At 53.7% G+C, this 16,937-nt stretch carries 18 protein-coding genes and 3 pseudogenes; 12 read left to right on the forward strand and 9 right to left on the reverse strand.

Annotated elements, in window-relative coordinates:
- Window positions 1-35: 35 nt before the first annotated feature.
- The gene (locus tag SYN9616_RS17615; protein WP_186491051.1) at window positions 36-206 is read right to left on the reverse strand and encodes a hypothetical protein; all 171 of its coding nucleotides are present in this window, start codon (window positions 204-206) and stop codon (window positions 36-38) included.
- Between the two features lie 407 nt (window positions 207-613).
- On the opposite strand from SYN9616_RS17615, the pseudogene SYN9616_RS17125 reads away from it, so the two are divergent.
- The 3 genes and pseudogenes from SYN9616_RS17125 to SYN9616_RS0105520 form a co-directional block, all read left to right on the forward strand.
- A pseudogene (locus tag SYN9616_RS17125) lies at window positions 614-709 on the forward strand (DUF3104 domain-containing protein); the annotation flags it as partial.
- A gap of 111 nt (window positions 710-820) precedes the next feature.
- The gene (locus SYN9616_RS17860) at window positions 821-1,033 is read left to right on the forward strand and encodes a hypothetical protein (protein WP_156918682.1); all 213 of its coding nucleotides are present in this window, start codon (window positions 821-823) and stop codon (window positions 1,031-1,033) included.
- Between the two features lie 108 nt (window positions 1,034-1,141).
- The gene (locus SYN9616_RS0105520; protein WP_051410953.1) at window positions 1,142-1,615 is read left to right on the forward strand and encodes a tetratricopeptide repeat protein; all 474 of its coding nucleotides are present in this window, start codon (window positions 1,142-1,144) and stop codon (window positions 1,613-1,615) included.
- Window positions 1,616-1,733: 118 nt separating this feature from the next.
- Here the strand turns inward: SYN9616_RS0105520 and SYN9616_RS0105525 are convergent, their stop codons facing one another.
- Window positions 1,734-2,765, reverse strand: coding sequence for a metallophosphoesterase (locus tag SYN9616_RS0105525; protein WP_232200055.1), 1,032 nt, complete (start codon window positions 2,763-2,765; stop codon window positions 1,734-1,736).
- Between the two features lie 440 nt (window positions 2,766-3,205).
- On the opposite strand from SYN9616_RS0105525, the gene SYN9616_RS17620 reads away from it, so the two are divergent.
- The 4 genes and pseudogenes from SYN9616_RS17620 to SYN9616_RS18080 all read left to right on the forward strand — a co-directional run bounded on the left by SYN9616_RS17620 (window position 3,206) and on the right by SYN9616_RS18080 (window position 5,258).
- Complete coding sequence (locus SYN9616_RS17620; protein ID WP_198015219.1) at window positions 3,206-3,679, forward strand: hypothetical protein; 474 nt, start codon at window positions 3,206-3,208, stop codon at window positions 3,677-3,679.
- Window positions 3,680-3,879: 200 nt separating this feature from the next.
- A pseudogene (locus tag SYN9616_RS18075) lies at window positions 3,880-4,392 on the forward strand (tetratricopeptide repeat protein).
- 204 nt (window positions 4,393-4,596) lie between these two features.
- On the forward strand, window positions 4,597-4,947 hold the full coding sequence (locus SYN9616_RS17140; RefSeq protein WP_232200060.1) for a hypothetical protein: 351 nt from the start codon (window positions 4,597-4,599) through the stop codon (window positions 4,945-4,947).
- Window positions 4,948-5,135: 188 nt separating this feature from the next.
- Complete coding sequence (locus tag SYN9616_RS18080) at window positions 5,136-5,258, forward strand: hypothetical protein (protein ID WP_255326789.1); 123 nt, start codon at window positions 5,136-5,138, stop codon at window positions 5,256-5,258.
- Between the two features lie 41 nt (window positions 5,259-5,299).
- Here the strand turns inward: SYN9616_RS18080 and SYN9616_RS0105550 are convergent, their stop codons facing one another.
- The 3 genes and pseudogenes from SYN9616_RS0105550 to SYN9616_RS17145 all read right to left on the reverse strand — a co-directional run.
- Window positions 5,300-5,611 (reverse strand): hypothetical protein, encoded by a 312-nt coding sequence (locus SYN9616_RS0105550; RefSeq protein ID WP_028952237.1) that lies wholly within the window; start codon window positions 5,609-5,611, stop codon window positions 5,300-5,302.
- A gap of 25 nt (window positions 5,612-5,636) precedes the next feature.
- Entirely contained in the window at window positions 5,637-5,957 is a 321-nt protein-coding gene (locus SYN9616_RS17880) for a hypothetical protein (RefSeq protein ID WP_232200063.1), read from the reverse strand.
- 90 nt (window positions 5,958-6,047) lie between these two features.
- A pseudogene (locus SYN9616_RS17145) lies at window positions 6,048-6,296 on the reverse strand (hypothetical protein); the annotation flags it as partial.
- A 105-nt stretch (window positions 6,297-6,401) separates the two neighbouring features.
- Here SYN9616_RS17145 and glsA point away from each other — a divergent pair.
- Window positions 6,402-8,225: a glutaminase A gene (gene glsA, locus SYN9616_RS0105565; RefSeq protein ID WP_232200067.1), complete on the forward strand. Its 1,824-nt coding sequence runs from the start codon at window positions 6,402-6,404 to the stop codon at window positions 8,223-8,225.
- A 335-nt stretch (window positions 8,226-8,560) separates the two neighbouring features.
- On the opposite strand, the gene SYN9616_RS0105575 is transcribed toward glsA, so the two are convergent.
- The gene (locus SYN9616_RS0105575; RefSeq protein ID WP_051410955.1) at window positions 8,561-10,099 is read right to left on the reverse strand and encodes an FAD-dependent oxidoreductase; all 1,539 of its coding nucleotides are present in this window, start codon (window positions 10,097-10,099) and stop codon (window positions 8,561-8,563) included.
- Between the two features lie 155 nt (window positions 10,100-10,254).
- The gene (locus SYN9616_RS17155) at window positions 10,255-10,545 is read right to left on the reverse strand and encodes a hypothetical protein (protein ID WP_156918684.1); all 291 of its coding nucleotides are present in this window, start codon (window positions 10,543-10,545) and stop codon (window positions 10,255-10,257) included.
- A 168-nt stretch (window positions 10,546-10,713) separates the two neighbouring features.
- Here SYN9616_RS17155 and SYN9616_RS0105580 point away from each other — a divergent pair, with 168 nt between their 5' ends.
- The 3 genes from SYN9616_RS0105580 to SYN9616_RS0105590 all read left to right on the forward strand — a co-directional run bounded on the left by SYN9616_RS0105580 (window position 10,714) and on the right by SYN9616_RS0105590 (window position 12,533).
- Window positions 10,714-10,965 (forward strand): hypothetical protein, encoded by a 252-nt coding sequence (locus SYN9616_RS0105580; protein WP_028952241.1) that lies wholly within the window; start codon window positions 10,714-10,716, stop codon window positions 10,963-10,965.
- A 177-nt stretch (window positions 10,966-11,142) separates the two neighbouring features.
- On the forward strand, window positions 11,143-11,496 hold the full coding sequence (locus SYN9616_RS0105585) for a hypothetical protein (protein WP_028952242.1): 354 nt from the start codon (window positions 11,143-11,145) through the stop codon (window positions 11,494-11,496).
- Between the two features lie 50 nt (window positions 11,497-11,546).
- A complete protein-coding gene (locus tag SYN9616_RS0105590; protein WP_028952243.1) occupies window positions 11,547-12,533 on the forward strand; it encodes a ligase-associated DNA damage response exonuclease in 987 nt (328 codons plus the stop codon).
- 34 nt (window positions 12,534-12,567) lie between these two features.
- Here the strand turns inward: SYN9616_RS0105590 and SYN9616_RS0105595 are convergent, their stop codons facing one another.
- A complete protein-coding gene (locus tag SYN9616_RS0105595; protein WP_028952244.1) occupies window positions 12,568-13,320 on the reverse strand; it encodes a YdcF family protein in 753 nt (250 codons plus the stop codon).
- A gap of 53 nt (window positions 13,321-13,373) precedes the next feature.
- On the opposite strand from SYN9616_RS0105595, the gene SYN9616_RS0105600 reads away from it, so the two are divergent.
- On the forward strand, window positions 13,374-15,029 hold the full coding sequence (locus SYN9616_RS0105600) for an ATP-dependent DNA ligase (RefSeq protein ID WP_028952245.1): 1,656 nt from the start codon (window positions 13,374-13,376) through the stop codon (window positions 15,027-15,029).
- Window positions 15,030-15,057: 28 nt separating this feature from the next.
- On the opposite strand, the gene SYN9616_RS15265 is transcribed toward SYN9616_RS0105600, so the two are convergent.
- Window positions 15,058-16,911: an alpha-amylase family glycosyl hydrolase gene (locus SYN9616_RS15265; RefSeq protein WP_084218309.1), complete on the reverse strand. Its 1,854-nt coding sequence runs from the start codon at window positions 16,909-16,911 to the stop codon at window positions 15,058-15,060.
- Window positions 16,912-16,937 lie beyond the last annotated feature (26 nt).

Here is a 16,937-nt window from a genome sequence, read left to right on the forward strand (position 1 = left end):
GAGCCTCACAGATGTGAGGCTGTGATTTGCAGTGATCAGCCAGCTACCGCTGAAATGCTGTACGGAGCTTCAGGAAAGCTGGTGGGCATCGGGTCGAGCTTGCCAAGTGCCAATGCTTTGGCGCGTACATACATCTGACTTGATGTGTCACCAGCTGCTTCCAGTGCCTTGGCGACGACATCCCAGTTGCGGATTTCAGTGGACATGTGAAATGACTTGAAGTTGGAATAACTATCGCCAGCCAGCTGACCTGCCCGTGACGGTGAAACCCGTCAATGGACCGAACATGCGAAATGAGACTTTCCCCGCTATGTCCAACCCGATCAATCGGGGTCACCCGCTTCGAACTGGGTCAGCTTGAGGAGCCTCTCTGCTGGCGAGGTCGACACCTAGCTGCGTACTTCGAAAATCGAACGCTTGATGGCCGGTTTTCACCCTGTTTGGGCCTGAAACAAGAGCTACAAAAGCTGGAGATTTTGTCTTAGACCTAGTCAAACACAAGTAGGAAAGATGCTGAACGAATTGATTCTCACCACCACCCTTTGTTTGACCGTTGTTGGGGCTATGGCTCTCTTCTATGGCGAGATGAAGCTGCTTAAAAACAGCCACTAGTCAGTCAGCAACATCGTTCCAGGTGGCTGATGTCGATATTGGCGTCATCAACTTGATCAACGCTGACCTTGTGACACACGTTGTTCCAAGGGCCTGAAGCTGAGTAGTGCTGGTTTAGAAGTCGGTTAATCGGATTAATCGCTGTAAGTGACCTTGCACCGCCAGCGTGCTTGGAATACGTAGTTGAGCTTCTTACAAGAGGTATTAGTTGCGTCGCCCCTTTGACCGTTCGCTGAGCCATGAACCGTTGTGCGCGTCTTCGCCGGCATTCATCAGTTCCAAGTCGGCTGAGCTTGGTGCTGTATTTGATGAAATGAATGATGCAGGTGCATTAAGCAACGTGGAAACGAATGCTTCAGCCTTAACAACACTGATGGGAATGGGTAGCCAACAGGAGAGTAAAACTAGTAGTGGATTTTAAATGAAATGCACTGCTCCGCTCGCTTGGCGGGGTTATTTATTTGTGAATCAGCTACAGACAGGGACCGTCAATAAGGGCTAGAGATGGACTAGCCATGCAGCACCAAGGATGACTCGCACCACGACTGCCTTTGCTGCTGCGTTGGCCCTGTTCTTGCCAATAGGACGCCCGTTGCTTGTTGGGCTGACTCCTGCTGTTGGAATTGGAGCGGCTCTGCTATCGACTAAGGCAGCCTATGCACAGAGCGCCAGCGATTTGTTGAATTCAGGGGTTGACAAAGCACAAAGCGGAAATCTGCAGGGTGCAATTGCCGACTGGACCAAGGCGATAGAAATTAACCCTATGTTTGCAAAAGCATATTTCAATCGCGGGGTTGCGAAAAAAAATTTAAAGGATTATCAAGCATCAATTGCCGATTACACCAAAGCAATTGAAATAGACTCAGAATATTACCATGCTTATACCAATAGAGGCATTGTTTTAGAAATAGAGGGTGATCTTAAGGGCGCTTGCAAAGACTGGAAAAAAGCGGCAGCACTGGGAGATACCTTGCCAATTAAATGGATTAGAAATCAGTGCTGACATCTGCCGATGTCAGATTTCAACCCTTTCGAGGCATTCCCCCGTCACAACTAACGGGATCTGATACTTGGCTTTGTTGATGCTGAATTTGGGTGGGTTGATTTGCTCACAATCAAAACTAACCGTTCAATGGCCTCTGAGAGCGGTTGCGCAGGAGCCGTCCTCGACGTGTGTTGAGAGTTGATGGAAGTGACGACCATGGCAGAGGCCGTCCTGTGGCCACCGAGTAGGTGGTCTCAGTGATTCTGTTGCCGGGTCCGTTGATCTCGAGCAGCGTGAACGTTTGTTGTGGTGCAGAGCCTCCTTGCAGTAAACGCCGAGGTCCACTACCAAGCGCTCCAAGTTGAATGAGATCGAGTTGGCCACGGCGTCCCGAAAACCAGGCGTGGTGATGACCACTTATGTACGCGTTCACGTTGGCGGTCTCCATCAGGTTCTGGAGAACGTCCTCTTGGTTCAAGATTTCACCAGCACGATCTTTGTTTTGCCCAACGCCGACCAATGGCAAATGGCCTACGACAAAACGTGCCGTAGCACGTGTTGATGCCGACGAGGCCAATTGATGTTTTGCCCAGATCAACTGGTTGTCTGGGATGTGGGCGGAGCTGGCATCCCAGATCAGCCAAAACAGCCCTTGTTGAGACACGGTGTAATGAAATGGGAATTGGGAGGCATCAATGAAGTCAAGGCCTATTTGTGAGCGGATTGGCATCCAAAATCGACGTACAGCGTCCCGATCAGCCTTGAATCCCGGTGAGCCATCGTGATTGCCGATGGTGGGAAGCAAAGAAATGCCAGCAATTCGCAGCGGGTGAAGCACAGTGGCTTCGAAGCTGCTCCACATCGCGTCAAGCTGTTGACGTGTGAGGCCGTGTTTCTGGCCAGCAACCATGTCTCCGGCACAGACAACGAGGTTTGGTTGAAGAGCGATGAGCTGATGCAACCCCTGATGGACGGCGGGGATATAGCTCGTTGATCCATAGCCGCTGTTGAGGTCGCTGATCAGTCCGATACGCAGTGGAGCCTGCGGTTTGGCGAGCGATGGCATGGCTGCAGCACCGAGGCCGGTTCCAAGCAGCAGCTGCAACATTTGGCGACGGTGCAGCAGCACAACAGCAATCGAAGCAAGATGGATTGCATCACCTTGCACCTGTTGAGACTGGGCGGCAAGTGTGCATTAAGTATCGACCGTTCGAAGGAGATGATCGCGGAGGTGATGAAGACGTGGACGGGACGCTCCTGAGAATGTTGCGATGCGGTTTGGATGCGAAAACTGGTGCTGCGCACGATCGATTACAACAACATCCAGCGCAATATTTGCTTGACAGCGCTGATGGTTATAAGTCGCCTGAGATAGTGGAGCTGTGCATCAGGAGCATGCCAAGAGATACGGCTGTAACGAAAACGGGCAGGCCTGGAAATTGTCAAAGCCGTGAAGCATGTTTTCGGCTGAACCGAAGCTCATGGCCGGACTGTTTTGGCGGAACCGAGATTCCAGTTACAGCGACAGCGGGGAACACTTCAGAAAGTCACGTCTGACCCATGACCCATGACCAGCAATACACGCACTTCCACACGATGGTGGGCTGAATGCTCAGACAGAAGCAGCTGCAACAGCGGCAGTACCTGAAGAAGCGCTGCAAGCTATGGGCGCCGACTGGGCAAAAGCAAGTGGGCTGGGCGCCTGAGGCTGGCAAAAAACAGGGCAACTTCAGCGCACCCATGGCACAACCTCCTGCTGGTTCATCCCTGGTTTTCGCTGCTCTTGCACTGCTTCTCTCTGTAGTGCCCGCTGTTTCAACGCCGAGGACCGTTGAGTATCAGGGCAGAGAGTATCCCTTGGCGGACCAAGTCAAAATTGGTGGGGTTTGGATCTCAATCCTTGACAATAAAGAAACCGACGAAGATCACCTTGTCTTTGAAGGCTTCACTGGTCAGAATGAGTATGTTGTTGTGACTTGTGGCCCCGATCAACATACAACTTATTTTACTTCAACACTGTCTCCACGAGGCTATATAGCATCGCTAATCAATAGTTATTGCGGTAATAGCTACAAGCCCTGACTGTCGCTATTCATCTCCCGATAAAACCTCACACACACCACCCCGTCAGCAATGACGGGTTTTCTGTATTTGTAGATCAGATACAGACAGGGATCGTCAATTAGGGCTAGAGATGGAGTAGCCATGCAGCCACAAGGATGCCTCGTGTCACGACTGCCTTTGCTGCTGCCTTGGCCCTGTTCATGCCATTAGGACGCCCGATGCTGGTTGGGGTGACTCCTGCCGTTGGAATTGGCGCAGGGTTGCTGACGACGCAGGCAGCCTACGCAAAGACAGCGGATCCTTGGTTGGAGGCAGGAGATCAAAAATACGACAGTGGTGATTACCAAGGTGCCATTTCTGATTACACAAGCGCGATACAGATCAATCCCAATTATGCGGACGCCTATAACAATCGTGGTAACGCCAAGGGATAATTAAAGGATGACCAAGGAGCTATTGCTGATTACACAAAGGCAATTCAAATCAATCCCAACGATTCAGATTTCTACTACAATCGTGGAATTTCCAAGGGAGAATTGAAAGATTATCAAGGAGCTATTTCTGATTATTCAGAGGCAATTGAAATTAATCCCGAAAATTATCAGGCTTACACCAACCGCGGCGTCATTTTAGAAATAGTGGGTGATCTCAAGAGCGCCTGCGAGGACTGGAAAAAAGCAGAAGCACTAGGGGACGTCTTGCCGATTGAATGGGTAAGAAATCAGTGCTGACATCTGACGCTGTCTGATTTCAGCGCTTCCAAAGCATTCCCCCATCAGCAATGACGGGGTTTTTGTTGCAAAGCGGAGTTTGTCGAATGGAACATCACTTGAAGCTGACCTTGGCCACAATCAATGCTTATATTAATGTGTTGCCAGTTCGGAGGAAGTCATTCAGGTTTTTATCGATTAGAATCGGTTGTGATGCAATTGACTATGAATCGATTTTTACTTCTCCTGCCGTTGACAATTTCTTGGATTAGTTGTTCTTTTCCAAACCCTGCCAATGCCGAGCCAACGCTTAAAGAGCGATTGGCGGTTTCAACTGCTGTTGGACAGCACGGACTGCTGTGTCAAATGATTGCTGAGACGATCATTACCCCTGAGCAAGCTGAGAAAGCTGTCGATCTTATTATTAGTGTCAACCTAGAAAGCTTTAAATCTTTAAGTTCGAATGATGTTTCGTTAATGAAAAAAGCCCTCAACTGGGGTTGGGACTTCGCCGGGAAGCTCGGGAAGGATCTACATCCGGCTTGTCCTCTGGGTCCATCGCCTCTCTTTCCATAGCTATTTGCTTCTGTTCCTTATTCTCACGTCCCCGCTAGTAATGGCGAGGTTTTTCTTTGCCCGAGCAGAGAGGGGAACACTTCAGGCAGTCACGTCTGCCCCATGACTCTCGAAGCCCGCATTGCACTGTTCCTGCTGAATAAACTCATCTAAGCACTGCGCGCCAACGATCCTGACGCCTTCAAGAGTTGGCTTTGTGGCGGGGGGTGCAGGACCTTGGTAAGCCTGAAGTGGAAGAACTGCTGCTGAACTGGCTTGCCCCGTTTCTGTCTGAAGAGGAGAAGGACAGGCTGGTGGGTTGGGTTACCTGATTAATGCAATGAAGCAGCCAGATATTTACTCACACAATTAATCAGCGGGGCATTTTTTTGTAAATCGCTTTGTAGGCTTCCGGGAAAATCTCAGGCATCCGTCTGATTTCTTTCTTGATTGATTTCCAGCATTGCTCTGATCCGTCACTGTACTCATCCTCAACAACAGCACGTATGGCTGATTGCAAATCCATTCCCTCACCGATATAGACATCAACGTTATACGCCGCCTCGTAGCTCTGGCAGATCCCTGCTTTGGAAATCGTACCCATCAACAATAAAGTCGCCGAAGCGGTGATCATTAACCCATATTTCATATCCGCTTGATCACCTGTTTTCGTTGAGAATAGCATCGACCGCAAGTTCAAGACAAAACAACTAATTGCTAGGGAACGTCTCGATCTGAGTTTCCGTCATGTCGTTAACTTCTTGGTAATATTCTAAGATATCGCTCTTGTGATCAGCAAGGCAAGATATTAAAGGCGCTAATCTTTTCTTCATTTGTTGATAAAATCTCAATCGATTGCGTTCTGCTTCTAGCCCTGGATAGGTTAATGCCATTCCATTAAATCTTTTCAATTGATCCACCACGCCATGAAATGATCTTGCGTATGAAGCGCATGGTGTCGGAACAAGCGGTATCGATATCGCATGATTAGCAATTGATAGGAAAGTAATTACGAACAGGATGTTGTTCATTCTTGATCTTGATGCTGGGGGGTGACTAACGCACTGGTGGTGAACAGCGTCCCAGCCCATCTTGAGCATCGTCTCCCAGGCTTCGATGGTGTTGTGGCGCAGCATCCTCCGCCTCGTCTGCGGGATTGGGTGGTCGGGTGGTCGCCAGTGAAACGTCCGCAAGATCACCCACTGCGCATGAGCCGTTGGAGTATCGGGTTTGAACTGAACAACCTTGAGCTGATCAGCATTCACCAGCCAACCTTCGCCTGCTGCCTTCACAGGGTGATCGTTCAGATCGGGTCGATACCGGGGCATTGGTGAAGTCTGGCCAGCCATCTCGGATGGCATGGGAAACATGCAGCCAGCAAATCAGTAACAGAAGAGACAGATCTGCCACTGTTTCAGCAGTGAGATCAATCAAGCCCCTTTTCAGTCTCCCCCACATCCATGGGAAATCGCGTGGTGAACTCCTCGTCAATTCAGCGAATCTTGGAGGATGTTTATGCACGCTTTAGAGATCTTCGCGAAGGTCGGCCAGCTGACTACATCCCTGAGTTAGCCAAGGCCAATCCCGACGATTTCGGCATTGTCATCGCCACCACCGATGGTCGCCTTTACGAAGTGGGGGATACAGCGAAGGACTTCACGATTCAGTCGATCTCCAAACCATTCGCGTTTGGGCTGGCCCTGAAGCTCCTCTCCTCAGATCACATGCTCGCGAAGGTGGGAGTTGAGCCCTCTGGCGATGCCTTCAACGCCATCAGCCTTCATCCGGTCACGGGAATTCCCCGTAACCCGATGATCAACGCCGGCGCCATTGCCACCACTGCCCTGATCTGGGCCCACGATCCCGAACGAGCGGAATCGCTTTTGCTGGATTTCCTCTCCGATATGGCTGGCACACGCAAACGCCTCTCTGTTGACGAAGACGTATTCCGTTCCGAGCGGGACACCGGACACCGCAACCGGGCGATCGGATACCTGCTGCGCAACTCTGATGTGATCACATCCTCACCTGAGCAAGCGCTGGAGCTGTATTTCCGACAGTGCGCCGTGTCTGTGAGCTGCCGCGATCTTGCTGTCATGGCGGCCACTCTTGCCTGCCAAGGGCGAAATCCCATCACGAACGTGGTGGGGCTCGATGCCATGTGCAACACCGATGTCCTCGCGGTGATGGGCAGCTGCGGCATGTACGACTACACAGGCCAGTGGCTCTACAACGTGGGCATGCCTGCGAAGAGCGGTGTCGGCGGTGGCGTGATGGCCGTCGTGCCAGGGCGCCTTGGCATCGCTGTGTACTCACCGCCCCTGGATACCTACGGCAACTCCTGCCGGGGCATCGCTGTTTGTGAGGAGCTGTCGAAACGACTCGAGCTGCACCTCTTTGACCAGCCCAATCGTGCTGGAACGGTCATTCGTTCCTCCACCAGTGGCCAAAAGCGCTACTCGCGCCGCTGGCGAAGCAAAGTCGATTTCGATCTCCTGAAAGAACACGGCGAGCGGATCAAGGTGCTGCAGGTGCAAGGGGTTCTTGACTTTGCAGCCGTGGAAGAACTGCTGGCCCACCTCGAAGGCAGCACGACGAATGAGTCGTTCGTCGTGCTCGACCTGGCTCAGGTGTTGGCGTTACCGGAAGTCAGTGTCCAATTGCTGCGCGATGCCCTCAGCAATCTGCAGAAGCAAGGAATTTGTTGTCTGGCATGTCGAGGAGAACACCTCAAAAATTTCTGGCCAACGGAGGAAAGCGAAGCCGCGGGCTGGTTCGAAAGCCTCGATAGGGCACTTGAAACGGTCGAGAACCGCCTCCTGGAGCAATTGCACTGCACTCAGGTTGCCGAACGACTCCCCCAAAACTCCATCACCCTGTTGGCAGACCTCGGCGAGCAAAACAGGACTCGTTTGATGCCGCTGCTGGAGCGACGCCACTACAGCACCAACGATCTGCTGTGCCGCAAAGGTGATGCAGGGTCCGAACTCTTTTTGGTGGAGACGGGCCTTATCAGTGCAGGAATCGAGAGTTCGACAACAAGCAAACGGATCCGCTTCGCCACGTTCAGCTCAGGTGTATGCATCGGTGAAATTGCCTTCCTCAACAACCTGCCCCGCACCGCCGACCTCGTGGCGGATGAGGACAGCACCTGCCTTGTGCTACACCGCGACACCTTCGAACAGCTTCAGCACGAGGAGCCGGAAGTTGCGATCGACATCATCTTGGCCCTCCACCGCGACCTGGCACGCAAGGTGGATCGCGCCAATCAACAGCTCAGCCTTCTAGAGCAGCGATGAGCTTGGGCGGGCCAATGTCCGAGATTGATCCCATGACAGTTTCACCGTTAACGAAACCACTGCCTGGAGCCCCAGCAGCTTCCTCTAACCGTGGCAGTTACTAGATCACCACTTTCGGCTGCCAGATGAACAAGGCGGATTCCGAGCGGATGGCGGGGATTTTTATTACCTGAGCAGAGCGGGGAACACTTCAGATAGTCACGTTTGACCCATGACCTTCGACACCGGTATTGCCCTGTTCCTGCTGAATGAACTCGTCTCAGCGCTTCAAGCCAATGACCCTGACACCTTCAAGCTGTGGCAGGCACAACAACAGCAGGCGCAGCAATGAACGACTACAAAACGGCTGTGACGGCGGCTGCAGACTCCTCACCCACCTGCAAGGCACCGTGGATATAACCAGGCCACGCAGTACTGACTTCGGTTCCTGCCCAGAAAATGCGACCCACCGGTTGGCGCAAATGCTTGCCGAACTGGGTCCAAGTACCGGGGGTGTAAAAGGTTGAGTAGGCCCCGCCGACCCAGGGGTTGGCAGGCCAGTTGCCCTCGTGATATTCGAGAACGCCACTACGGGCCTCGGGCCCGAGGAGGGTGGCCAGATCAGCCAGCACGGCAGCTTGACGCTCAGACACAGGAGCAGAGCCATACCGCGTCGCCGCCTCGCCGGTCAAAAAGGTGGCCAACACGCCAGGGCTTCCTGGCCGTGGGTTGGTCGAATCGGCAACCAGCTCAATGGCGTCAAGATTTCCAATGGCGTTGCCAGAGAGGTTGCTTGCACGCCACCAGGGCGAGTCGTAAACGACAAGCGCCTTGATGATGGCCCCCATGGGGGAGCGCTGGGTCAGCTGGTCACGGGCCGCCGGCAGCGGCGGGTCGTAATGAATACGCCCAGTGAGATGCGGCGGCATCGCGACAATGACGGCTCGACCGCGGTATGTCCCCTTAGGCGTGGTCACCGTCACACCTGAGCTGGTGTGCTGGATGAACAACACCGGCTCGTTCGTACGAATCGCCTCAGGGGGCAACGCTGCTGCAAGCCGCGACGGGAACTGCCCTGCCCCACCGTCGAACAGCAACGCTTCGGGAGTTTGACTCTGCGGCGACACGCGCTGCGCCCAGGCGAAATGCAGCATTGACGCTGAGCCCGATTCAAAAGCGCCGTTACCGCCCCAGTTGCGCGCAACGACATCTACCCACCAGGCTGCCATCGGCGTGAGGGCATTGCGCTCCAGCCATGTGGTGATCGTCATCGTGTCGAGAGCTCGCGCTTCTGGATGGGTCCATGGCGCGGCGGGGTCAATCGTTGCCGCCAGGGCCTCGATCTTTTGCCAAGTGGCAACGACGTCATCACGCTGTTCTCTCGGTACGTCGAGGTCGGGCCAGTCGCTCTTCAGCGCTTTGGCGTTGTACGGAGTCGATGGCCAAGCGTGGTTGTGCCGACTCAGGCGACCGTCATAGAGGAACGTGTCCTTGCCACCAACCGGCACCGGAAAGGTGGGAATCTTCAGCTCGCGCGCGTAGTCAATTGTCTTGGTTTGGGTGAAGCCCGCCCACTGACCTCCGAGATCAACCCATCCGGGCGCGGCACCAAGGGCCCCGCGCCCTTTTTGCCCGACCTCGACTCGCTGGAGGCGCCCGCCGATCCGTTCTTGGGCCTCAAGCACCAGAACTTGGCGACCGTCTTGAGCTAAGCGGCGCGCTGCCGTAAGTCCTGAAACACCAGCGCCGACAACGATCACGTCAACGATGTCACGGCCTGTGCCAGCAGGGTCAGATTTGCGTTCAGCAGAAGCTGGATTCGGACTTGAGACACTGCCAGCGATCACCCCGCCGATTGCAAGACCGGTGGACGACAGAATGTCACGACGTTTCACCAGCCCTTAACAGTTAAAGTAATTAAGGTCGTATAGCGAAAAGAAGCAACAATTAAAAATTTATCTTCCAGCCATCTATTCCTCTAATGAAGAACATTATACCTTTTGCTAAAATCAGTTCAAGATCCGCAAGGGGAGCTCAATCAAAACGCACATCAATTACAAGTATCTTTCGCCCGATAATCAGCATTTGAATTTGGGATGATTTTCTCCCATCCACCAGTGAATGACGTTCTCATCCAGGTTTTGCAGTTAACCTGCCAAAGATCTGGTTCATCGGTTCCAAAACGCATCAGGACACTGCATATGGAGCCTTCACAACCAAGTTTTTGAATATAAACAGGACCGATGTCTGATTCACCCTCATAAGCCCAACAATTTCTGTCCTGTGCATGAACCGTGCCAGCTGCAAGGAGCAACGAACTCAAGACTGAAACCATCTTCATTGGCTTATCACAGCTGGAAAAAGGCTAGCGCGAACATCGACAAATCAACAACATTAAGCGGTTGTTACTGAACGGCTCAAAAAATGGATCGGAAGCTATTCGAAATGTAGTCGATGGAACCACCGAAATATCAGAGATAACGCAGGTTGGATCAAAAGCACATGCGTCATGACACAACCAGCCATTCGGTATCAATTAGCACTCGATCTGTTCTTGGAGTCAGTCATCAAGCCTGATCAGGAGTTAAGGCATGACGCAGCAACCAAGGGCGTTTATGCAGAACTGATGGAAATCAGACAACACGTCCTCACCTATCTGAATACTCTCAAGGAGGTTCACATCATCGAGATGGGTGATGAAAGCGACGATATCGAAACGTCGAAGACATTGCTGACAAAACAGGCATCACAACAAGCATGAAGGCACAAACGAATCAGCCGGCAAAACTGTCTCAATGAATCGTCAACAACCTAAACATCGTATTTCTCCTGGGAACAGGCTAGAAGAGCACAAGCGAGCAGAAAGCAAATAATTGCGCAGAGATGCAAAATCGGATAAAAATTGATAACATTCAGCTAGTTCGACAGCAAAAAGTTCATGACCTCAGACAATCTCAAGATATGGCTTTTGCTGGTCACTCTTTTTCCTTTCTTCGACGTTGCTGCAGCTCAGGTTGTACAGCCGATCCCCAAAACTCTGATCAATACCCCCTCGAAAAAGGTTGAGGTTTTTTCAATCGGCTATGGGGCTGGCGTTGCCAATTACATGTGCTTCGAATCGCTCAAACAAAATCTGAGCCAATCCGCAGGAAATCAGATTCTGGGCAACTACAAGAGATGGATCAATCAGCAAAATACGGTCAAGATGAGTTATTTCAAGCAAGGCTTCAATCTGGAGGTTTTGCAATTCAATCAGGCCTTCCCGAGCAATCCCTGCCGATACAAGCTCTGAACAGAAGCACGTTCAACCCAACAGACTGACGGTCATCCATTGTTCTCTACTTGATCGAGCGCACGGCTGAGGGGTTGTACTGCAGGGCAGCCGACGCCTGGGTCGATCCATGGCGTCCTGTATCGCGGGCACTCATCACCCATGCCCATGCCGACCATGCCCGTCCTGGCTGCGGTGAGTACTGGGCTGTGGCAACAAGCGAAGGCGTCCTGCGTCAGCGACTCGGTCAGGACATCACGCTGCATCCTGTCTCCTACGGGGAGACGTTCTGGCTGAATCAGTGCAGGGTGTCGTTCCACAGTGCCGGCCATGTGCTCGGCTCCGCTCAGATCCGTCTGGAAGCTGAGGGAACGGTCTGGGTGGTGAGCGGCGATTACAAACGCGATGACGATCCCAGCTGCGCGCCCTTCGAACCGGTGCCTTGCGATGTGCTGATCACAGAAGCCACCTTCGGCATGCCGATCTACCGATGGAAGAGCGGCGCTGAGGTGGCTCGGCAGATCCGTGACTGGTGGCAAGGAGATCAAAGTCGACCGTCACTGCTGTTCTGCTACGCATTCGGCAAAGCCCAACGCCTTCTGGCAGAACTCAAGGCGATCGGTGTCGACGACGAAGTCCTGCTCCATGGAGCCGTTGAGACAGTCACCCGCCACTACCGCGATGCCGAGGTGGCGATGACGCCGAGTCGTCCCGTCAGTGAGCTTCCCCGGAACGAGTCTCTGGCCGGACGCCTGGTGCTGGCACCTCCATCGGCGCACCGATCGAGTTGGATGCGTCGTTTCAAGCATCCCCAAACCGCCTTCGCCTCAGGCTGGATGGCCGTGCGTGGAGCGCGCAGACGACGGGGATACGAACGAGGTTTCGTGCTGAGTGATCATGCCGACTGGCCGGGCCTGATCCGCACCGTGAAGCAGAGCGGAGCACAAAAGGTGTACGTCACCCACGGCCAGAGCGACGTTCTGGCGCGCTATCTCCGTGAGACGGAGGGCATCGATGCTGAGCCACTGGACACCCTGTTCGAGGGTGAAAGCGACTGACCGCAGACAGCCTGGACAGATCCTCTGGTGCCGATCACCAGGTGCGGTAGACGAGGCGACCGAGATACTCCCGCAACGCCACCGAGCTGTCTTCAAGGCTGGCCGCGCGCGGAACCCACTGCATGGGATTCCGCCAGACACCTCCGGACCAGGGACCACTGGTTTTGAAATCCACAGGGAAGGGCACAACCTCAAAGCCCTGACGCTCAAACAATCGCTGCGCGCGCCTCATGTGAAACACCCTGGTCACCAGCAAGACCCGGTTCTGTGGTCGAGGCATCAAGGTTCGAACGGCGACCGCTTCTTCGGCAGTGTTCACAACAGGACCTGTCGAGGCCATCGCGGACTCCGGAATCCCCAGACCTTTGGCTTCTTTGAGATACAGCGTCCCCTCGGGTAGAAGGCCTGGATGAAACGGACTCTGTCCGCCGGTGAACAACAAGCGGGGGGCACGGCCAACCTTGAAAAGATCAACACCGGCAAGGAAGCGATCGGGATCGTGCCATTCGATGATCCGTGCATCGCCAGGCGCTGCATGGCGTCCGCCACTGAGAACAACGATGGCATCAGCTCGCGGCGCTGAGGCTGCGCTCCGGCGGATCTGAGTGCCCTCGATCCCTCGCCACAACAGCTGGGACACCGCACCGGTACTGAACACCCAGAGCAGCCCAACAGCAACCATCAGCGGCCAGCGCCAGCGGAACACCAGAGCCAACGCCAAACAGACGAGGCTGAGGCCGAGGGGAAGAACCAGGAGCGGCAGCAGCTTCGAGAGCAGGTATCCCATGGCAACGGAAGGACGGCGCGCCTCGTCAGGATGACGTCGTTCGGCAACGGTGCATGCAAGCCTTTCAGGCCCTGTTCGACCGGCTGGACCAGCTGACGGGAACCAACGCCAAGGTGAGCGCACTCGCAGAGCATTTCAGCTCAGTCCCAGCTGAAGATGCCGCCTGGGCCCTGACCTTGCTGCTGGGCAAGCGACGGCGACGGTTGATCACGGGACGCCGCCTGCGGGAGGTGTTGCAGGAACGCACCGGCCTGCCGGAGTGGTTGATCGCCGACTGTCACGGCCAGGTTGGTGATTCCGCTGAAACACTCAGCCTGCTCTGGCCGGAGGTCAGGGATCGCCTGGCACCGATCAAGTGCGACCTGCCGACAACGGCCACGACCCAACCACTCCACTGGTGGATGACCACACTTCTGCCCCACATCAGCAGTCTGCAGGGAGAGGAGCAGGCCGATGCGGTTCTGGCGCTGTGGCAACGGCTGCCGGAGGACCTGCACTTCATCGTCAACAAGCTGCTCACCGGTGGCTTCCGCGTCGGTGTGTCCACCGGACTGATCAGCCGCAGCGTGGCTCAGGCCTTCGAGCTGGAGGAAAGCCTGATCGTGCAGCGATTGATGGGAGGTTTTGACCCGTCCGCCGATGCATTTCATCGTCTCACCGCCCTCGCCGATGCACAGGAACAACGCAGCAGTGGGACGCCCTATCCCTTTTTTCTGGCCAGTCCGCTGGAACCGGATCGGCTCCGTGAGGATCCCCCAGAACACTGGCAGCTGGAATGGAAATGGGATGGCATCCGTGGTCAGCTGATCCACCGCGGGACTGGGGTCTATCTGTGGAGTCGGGGGGAGGAACTCGTCAACGACAGCTTTCCGGAACTGGTGGACGTTGGTGCAGCTCTGCCCGATGGCTCGGTGCTCGACGGTGAAATCATCTGCTGGGCCGAACAGGAGGATGCACCTCTGGGATTTGACGTGCTGCAACGACGTCTCGGGCGCAAGCAGGTGGGAGCAACATTGCGGCGTGAATGCCCGACGCGCTTCATTGCCTACGACCTGCTGGAGAACCAGGGCAGGGACGTTCGATCAGAACCGCTGAGACAACGTCGACAACAGCTCGACATCCTGCTGAAGCAAATCGATCACCCGGAAAAGTGGCGGTTGTCGGCGAGTCCATGTTGGCCACTGGGCAGCTGGCAAGATCTCGATCAGGAGCGAGAGAGCGCGCGCCTGCGGCGGGCCGAGGGACTGATGTTGAAACGGGTCGAGTCCCCCTACCTCGCCGGTCGCAAACGGGGGCATTGGTGGAAGCACAAGCTGGAGCCGATGACCCTGGATGCGGTTCTGCTGTACGCCCAGGCAGGCAGTGGCCGTCGCGCCAATCTGTTCACCGACTACACCTTTGGGCTATGGAGTGAAGCCGAAGAGCCTCAACTGGTGACGTTCGCCAAGGCCTATTCAGGCCTCAATGACGCAGAGATCCTGGAGCTGGATCGCTGGATTCGGCGCAACACGGTGCAGCGTTTTGGACCGGCCAGGTCGGTGAAGGCGGAGCTGGTTTTTGAAATCGGCTTCGAAGGAATTCATCCCTCCAAACGCCACAAATCAGGTCTGGCTGTTCGATTCCCAAGAATTCTGCGTTGGAGACGCGATAAACCAGTCGAGGAAGCTGACTGCCTCAGTGCGGCGCAGAATCTGATTGATCAGCGATAACCAATCAACGGCTGCCAGGGAAGATCGATCAGTTGGGTGTATTCCAAAAACAATTGATTGCGATCCGGCCATTCTGAGGAAGCACCGTCTTGCGATTGATCAGATATTCCACGATCGGTTCTCCATTGGCCTGAAGAACAATGAACTTGAAGTTGAGCACAGACGCCTCAGGCCGATCAAAGCCAACGGTGGCAGTCCAGGTGTTGTCATTGACGTACTCCATGCCATAGGCCTTGGCATGGTCCCAATCACCTAATTCATCACAGTCACCAATGATGGCGAGTGACTGGCCAGGCTGGGTTTCAAATCCATTGATCTGGAAAACAGCAACAAGAGGAGCCTGGACAGGCACCCCCTCAGCACTGATCACCATGGCCGAATTGCCATGAACGCTGTAACTCTGCAAGCGCCCATCGGCGATCGTGACCGGATAACCGGTAATCAAACAGGTGTAATCACCATTTGGCATCTGAATATTTTCGGCGTTAACAACATGGTCTTGATCACTCTTGTTCACCATCACCATGACGGCGGAATCGCGGAAGTTTCTGGTATACAAAAAGAAATCGTCATTGATCCAGGCGGTGTGATGAGCACCCATGGCCAAAGCCTGATTTTGATTCCGAAGCGTGAGCAGAGTTTGCACCAACTTATAGGAGTGACTGTTGGTATCCCAAGACTCCATCATCGGACGGTTATAGGGATCCTGACCTCCACTGGTGCTGTTGTTGAGGTATTGCTCAGTGCCATAGAACAAACAAGGAACACCTCGGAGCGTCATTAACATGACAAGGGCAAGATCGAGCTTGCGAGAGTCAGGAACAATCGACAGGAACCGCGGCATGTCGTGGTTGTCAATAAATGTCACCAACTCATTGGCTCGGTGATAAACACGGTCGTAAAACAACACTCTCTCAACCTGATGGAAACCTCCAGGCTCCTGTCCGGAGAAGCAGAAGCGGATACCATCACATAAACCAAAATCGAGAATAGACATCCCGATATTGTTTACATAGTCAACCGAACGCTGCTCCCAAGGCTTACTGAATCCATATTCCCCAAACATGAACAAACCAGGCTTGTGAGCCTTCATCGCCGTCGTGAATTCCTGCCAAAACCAAATCGGCATATGCTTGAGTGTATCCACCCTCAAGGCATCAATACCTGCATCCAACCACTTCTGAACTGCAGACTTAATATACTTTCGATATTCAATATTTTTCTCATTGAACGTCGCCAGACCCATCATTTCCTGGTGGATCAGCTGATACTCATCTTCCCAGTCGGTGATCTCACCCTCGTGATAATAAAAAGCATTTTGATCATTGTTGAAATCGGCCAAAAGCACACCATCATCAAGCACAACACCCTTGCTTCCGTTAATCTCAGGGGAACTATGGTTACAGACAATATCCAGAACAACTTTGATCCCAGCAGCATGGCATGCATCCACCAAACGCTTCAGCGTTGGCGATTCAGCAATACTATTTGACTCCCCTACTTTGACAAATCGAGGATTGATTCGTTTGAAATCACGCGTCCAGTAACCATGCATTGGTGCGCGACTGAACTGGAGATCACTCACTTGCTCAAACAAAGGTGACAACCAAAGGGCAGTGACTCCCAGCTCCTTAAGATAATCAATCTTGTTAATAACTCCCTGCAGGTTGCCGCCCCAATACTTTCCCCAGTCCTGACGTGATCGATCAAACAGTCCCTTGGAATCCTCTTGTTCTGAGCCCTCAACATCACCAGCAGCGTCGTGACCATCATGAAAACGATCAACGATCAGGAAATAAATCACCTCTGACCGGAAGTCGACCGGTGAATCAAACAGGTGGTGCTTGAGATCGGATACAAGATTGGAGGAGAGAGTGGGCACTGCAACAACGTCTGTACTTCTCGCAT

This window comes from Synechococcus sp. CC9616, assembly GCF_000515235.1.
GTDB lineage: Bacteria > Cyanobacteriota > Cyanobacteriia > PCC-6307 > Cyanobiaceae > Parasynechococcus.